Raw genomic sequence first — 5104 nt, 5'->3', positions numbered from 1 at the left:
GGCGGCCCGCCGCGGCGGGGATCTGTGCGCCGCGTTGCAGCAGCGCGGCGCACAGGTGGTACATGCTCCGGCGCTGTCCGTGGTACCGGCGGATCAGGATGTTCCGGTCATCAATGCCACGCGCGCCCTGCTCGAAGGTCACCCCGAGGTCCTGTTGGTCTCCACCGGATACGGTTTACGGCGCTGGCTGGAGACGGCCGAAGCCACCGGATTGGGAGAACGCCTGCGGGAGATGATCTCCACCGTGGACCTCGTGGTCCGTGGTTCGAAGGCCTCCGGTCAGGTGGCCGCACTGGATCTGGAACCAGCCTCGCTGACCGTTGTCGCCAGCTTGGAGGAAGGTGTTGATCGCATCATCGCGGGTCCGGCCACGCGGGTTGCGGTGCAGCTGCCGGGCGCCTTGGACGACGACGTCGTCCAACGCCTCCTGGAGACCGGGCACGATGTCCAGCCCCTGGTTCCCTACCGGTTGCAGAACACCGACCGCCCTGCGGTGCAGTCTCTGATCCAGGAGGCGTGTGCCCGCCGGGTGGATGCGATCATTTTCACGGCAGCCCCGGCGGTGGATGCCGTCCTTGAAGTGGCTCGCGACAGCGGCCTCCACGACGAGTTCCTCCGCGCCTTGACCGACGGTTCCGTGACCGCCGCTGTGGTGGGTGAGGTGTGTGCCCGTCCCCTGCTGGACGTCGGCGTGCAGCCGGTGATGCCGAAGAGGGCTCGGCTGGCCGGAATCGTCCGGCTGATGTGTGAACGCGCCGAACGCGATCGGCTGCGGGTCAAGACCCGTTACGGAGACCTGGAACTCCGCGGCGCGCATTTGGTGGTTGGGGAGGCCGAAGTCTGGCTGACGCCCCAACAAGTGGCCGTGATCAGAACGCTGGCCAAGGCCAATGGTGCGGTGGTTACACGCGCCCAGCTGATCAAGGCTGTTCCAGGGCTGGAAGGCCCGCATGCCCTGGAAATGACGGTCTCCCGTTTGCGTCGCAAGCTGCCGGTTGCGCTGATCCGAACGGTGGTCAAACGTGGCTACGCCCTGGAGCGACCGACCCCGCACATGTGAGGCAGAGGCCGAACAAGCCCACAGCCGTCGTCGTTGGAGTTGAAGTTCACACCGCCCCGGGCACCGTCAGTCGCTTCACACGTTGCGCCAACAGGGCCTGGATCTCCGGGCGGCACGTGCCACACCCGGTGCACGCACGCGTGGCGGCACTGACGGCTTCGGTCGAGTCGGCACCCTCGTCGATCACCGTCTCCAAGGCTGCGCGGGTGACCCCGGCGCACCGGCACACCACCGATTCCGGACCGGTGGTCTCGGATTCGGGGGCCGCCCAGTCCGAATCCAGCGACAGCAGGTAGGTGAGGTCCCCGCGCAGTGTTCGACCGGATTCCAACGCGCTGCTCAGATAGGCCAAGGCGCGCGGTCTGCCCAGGACGACGGCGCGGCGCAACCGCCCGTCAGGCTCCAGTTCGGCGTGGAGGTCCTGGTGCAGGGCATCGTCGGTGAAACGGATCCCGCGCGCAGTGGTCGCAGCACCTTCCCCCGATTCGAGGACCACGAGGTCGATGGTCCTGGCCTTGAGACGCAGTAGCGATGGTTCGTGAGCGGGTAACGGTTCAACCAGTGGCGATCCCTGACCCTCGGATGGATCAGGTCCCAGTTCCGCCTGGAACCGGGCCGCCAGATACTCCGCCTGTCGCCACCCGGGAGCAATCATGCCGGCCGGCGCACTCGGCAATTCACCCGTTGCCCGACGCACGCATGGTTCGCACGCAGGATCGCGGCAGAGCACCTCGGCGCAATCACCCAGCGCAAAGACCCGCCCTTCCACGTCAGCCTGTAGTTCGTGGTCCACCACGATCCCGTGGCGGGTTCGCAGACCGGCACGCTCGGCAAGTGCGGTTCGGGCTTGCACACCGCAGGAGAGCACCAGGAGATCCCCGGTCACGGGCGCCTGGTTGGCCGCTTCCAAGGCCGTGAAGCGCCCATCGTCATCAACGGTGACCCCCACGGCCCGGGCCGAAACGCACCGAACCCCGGCCTTGTTCAACCACCCGGTGACCAACTGCGCGGTGGTTTCGCTCAGGACCCGTTCCATGGGGTGGGTGCCCGCGTGCACCAAGGTGGCCCGCCCCGTGGTTTCTGCTGCGGCCAGAGCCGCCTCCACGCCCAATACTCCCCCACCCAGCACCACGACCTCACCGCCGTTGTCCACCACTGCCCGGACCCGTTCCGCGTCCTCGAGACAACGCAGGGCCACCACGCCGTCGGGCAGATCCGCACCATCCGGTGAAGGGTCCATGCCCCGCAGGTTCGGCCGAACGGGCCGGGCACCCGTGGCCAGCACCAGGCGGTCCCAGGTCAGCTCAACCGCGGTGGCCCCGTCACCGTCCACGCCGGTGGCGTATGGTGCGCTTGCACCACTCGTGGGGGCGCCGCCCGGCAAGGTTGCGGACCCACCAGCCAGCGCGCCGGCTGGGTTGCGGCGCACCGTGACACGGCGTCGCGTGCGATCCAGTCCGGTGACCTCACTGCCCAGCAACAGCTGGATTCCCGCACGGCGCCACGCGTCCAGATCTGCGATCGTCAATGCTTCCCGGCTCACCCGACCCACGGCGTATTCGCCGACCAGGATCCGGTTGTAGGCCAGATGCTCCTCGGCACCGATGACGGTGACCCGCAACCTCCCGGCTTGGACCATGGGCAGCACATCGTCCACCAGACGGGCCGCCACCGGACCACACCCGACGATCACCAGGTGCTCGCCTGCCGCAAACGGCACTTTGGCACGGGCCCTGCGGGCGCGGAAAGCCATCGATTCCGCCTCCAGGCCGTTGAGTTGCCGATCCGGGTTCATGCTGGGGCCTCCTGCGGTTCGGGTGATTCGACTGCGGTGTCGGCCGCCACGGGCTCGGTGGCAGCCACGGCCACCCGCACGCGCACAGCTTTGAACTCGGGCATTCCGGACACCGGATCCGTGACGGCGCTGATGAGACGGTTGACCGTGTGTTCCCCGGCGAAGTGGAACGGCAGGAACACGGTGTGCGGGGCGATGTCCGTGTCCAGCGCAACGGTGGCCCGTGCGGTGCCGACCGCCGAGGCGAGCAGGAGGGTGGCGCCGTCGTGGGCACCGATGGAAGCGGCCACCACCGGGTGGATGTGCGCGCGGGCCTCGGGGGCGGCCGCGTTCAAGGAGGCAACGCGGCGAGTCTGGGTCCCCGACTGGTAGTGCTCCAGCAGGCGTCCGGTGGTCAACGTCAGTTCCACATCGGCCCCGGTGGCTCCGGTGGCACCCGGCGGCGGTGGCGGCGCGGGCACCACCACGCGATCGTGTCCTGGCCCCAGGTTGATGCGTCGAGCCGCTGAGCGTGGTTGCACCGAAATCATGTGGGCCAAACCGTCCGGGTGGCCGAACCGCTCCAGGAACATCCGCGGTGTTCCGCGCGGGGAAACCGGTGTCACCGGCCACTGCCGCGCGTTGGTTTCCTCCGCCCCTTCCAACTCATCCAGCTCGGCGTGGGTGAGCCCGGAGTAGTCGGCCTTGCCACCGGCCGAGGCGCGAGTCAGTTCCTCGAACACCTCTGCCGCCTGCGTCGAAAACGTGCCCGGCGCCCCCAACCGTTTGGCCAGTTCGGCCATGATCCACAGTTCATCGCGCACCTCACCGGGTGGCGGATCGAGACGACGACGACGCAGCACGCGACCCTCCAGGTTGGTCATGGTTCCCTCTTCCTCGGCCCACTGCGCAACGGGCAGCACCAGATCGGCGTGCCGTGCAGTTTCGGACAGGAAGAAGTCGGAGACCACCAGGAACTCCAGACGCTTCAGACCCCGGGTGACCTCTTCGACGTCCGGGGCCGAGATCACCACGTTGGAGCCGTTGATCCACAGACCCTGGACCCCATCGGGGGTCCCGAGCGTGGTCAGCAGCCGAGCCGCAGGAATCCCCGGACCCGGAATGACCTGCGGGTCCACACCCCATACGCCGGCCACGTGCTTGCGGGCTGCCGGGTCGGTGATCATCCGATAGCCGGGCAGTTGATCCGCCTTCTGTCCGTGTTCACGTGCGCCCTGCCCGTTGCCCTGGCCCGTCAGCGTTCCCCATCCGGAACGGACCCGGCCCGGCAGTCCCAGCAGTAACGCCAGATCGATTGCGGCAATCACGGTGTCCACGCCGTCCACGTGTTGTTCGGCGCCACGACCGGTCAACACGTAGGTCCCGGCCCGATCACGGGTCAACAAGCGAGCAGCCTGCTCGATCTGGTTCGCGGCCACCCCGGTTACCGATTCCACGCGCTCGGGCCACCACTGGGCCACGGAGGCCAGTACGGAGGCGGACCCCGTGGTGCGTTCGGCCAGATACTCCTGGTCGGTCAGCCCGTCACGCACGATCACATGCGTGATCCCCAAAAGCAGCGCCAGATCCGTTCCCGGCCGCGGGGCCAGATGCAGTCCTCCACCGGACTCCGTGAGCGCTGCGGTCACAGAGCGCCGGGGATCGATCACGATCAGCCCACCGGCGGCACGCGCTGTGGCCAGATGCTGGATGAACGGGGGCATGGTCTGGGCAGGGTTCGATCCCACCAACAACACGGTGCGAGCCTGGTCCAGGTCCGTGAGCGGGAACGGCATGCCGCGGTCCAGACCCAGCACGGCATTGGCCGCAGCCGCTGCTGAGGACATGCAGAACCGTCCGTTGTAGTCGATCCGTGAGGTCCGTAGCGCGATTCGGGCAAATTTCCCGAGTTGGTAGGCCCGTTCCGTGGTCAGGGATGCCCCGCCGAAAATCCCGACACCGTCACGCCCGTGGCGCTGTTGGATGTGCCTGAACTGATTGACCATCAGGTCCAGCGCATCGTCCCAGCTCAACGGCTCCCAGCGGGGTTCGCCGTCGTCGCCGGTGCCAACTCTGCGCAAGGGGCGGGTCAGACGGTCCCCGGCCGACAGGAGCTCGGCTGCCGTCCATCCCTTGCGGCACAGCCCACCGCGGTTGGTCGGGGAATCCCGCGGTGCCAATTGCACTCCGTCCGGGGTTCGGGTCAGGGTGATCGCGCACTGCAGGGCACAGTAAGGACAGTGGGTGGCCACACGGCTCGGTGCCACCTC

Annotated in this window: 3 protein-coding genes; 1 reads left to right on the top strand and 2 read right to left on the bottom strand. The window is 68.0% G+C overall.

The window, feature by feature from the left end:
* Window positions 1-1060, top strand: a 1060-nt coding sequence (locus L979_RS09150) for a uroporphyrinogen-III synthase (RefSeq protein WP_047691912.1), incomplete at its 5' end; no start/stop codon positions are given.
* 46 nt (window positions 1061-1106) lie between these two features.
* Here L979_RS09150 and L979_RS09145 read toward each other — a convergent pair.
* Together L979_RS09145 and L979_RS09140 are read right to left on the bottom strand one after the other, a co-directional pair.
* Window positions 1107-2855 carry an FAD-dependent oxidoreductase gene (locus L979_RS09145; RefSeq protein WP_052209727.1) on the bottom strand — a complete coding sequence of 583 codons (1749 nt, stop codon included), beginning with the start codon at window positions 2853-2855 and terminating at the stop codon, window positions 1107-1109.
* The gene (locus L979_RS09140) at window positions 2852-5101 is read right to left on the bottom strand and encodes a molybdopterin oxidoreductase family protein (protein ID WP_047691908.1); all 2250 of its coding nucleotides are present in this window, start codon (window positions 5099-5101) and stop codon (window positions 2852-2854) included. The genes L979_RS09145 and L979_RS09140 overlap by 4 nt, the downstream gene beginning before the upstream one ends.
* Window positions 5102-5104: the final 3 nt, after the last annotated feature.

It is taken from the genome of Kocuria sp. ZOR0020, assembly GCF_000800955.1.
GTDB lineage: Bacteria > Actinomycetota > Actinomycetes > Actinomycetales > Micrococcaceae > Kocuria > Kocuria subflava.
This window is presented reverse-complemented; position numbering and strand designations above follow the sequence as displayed.

Coding starts and splice junctions, on each gene's coding strand:
- L979_RS09145 (WP_052209727.1), bottom strand. CDS start 2,855: ATGAACCCGGATCGGCAACTCAACGGCCTGGAGGCGGAATCGATGGCT.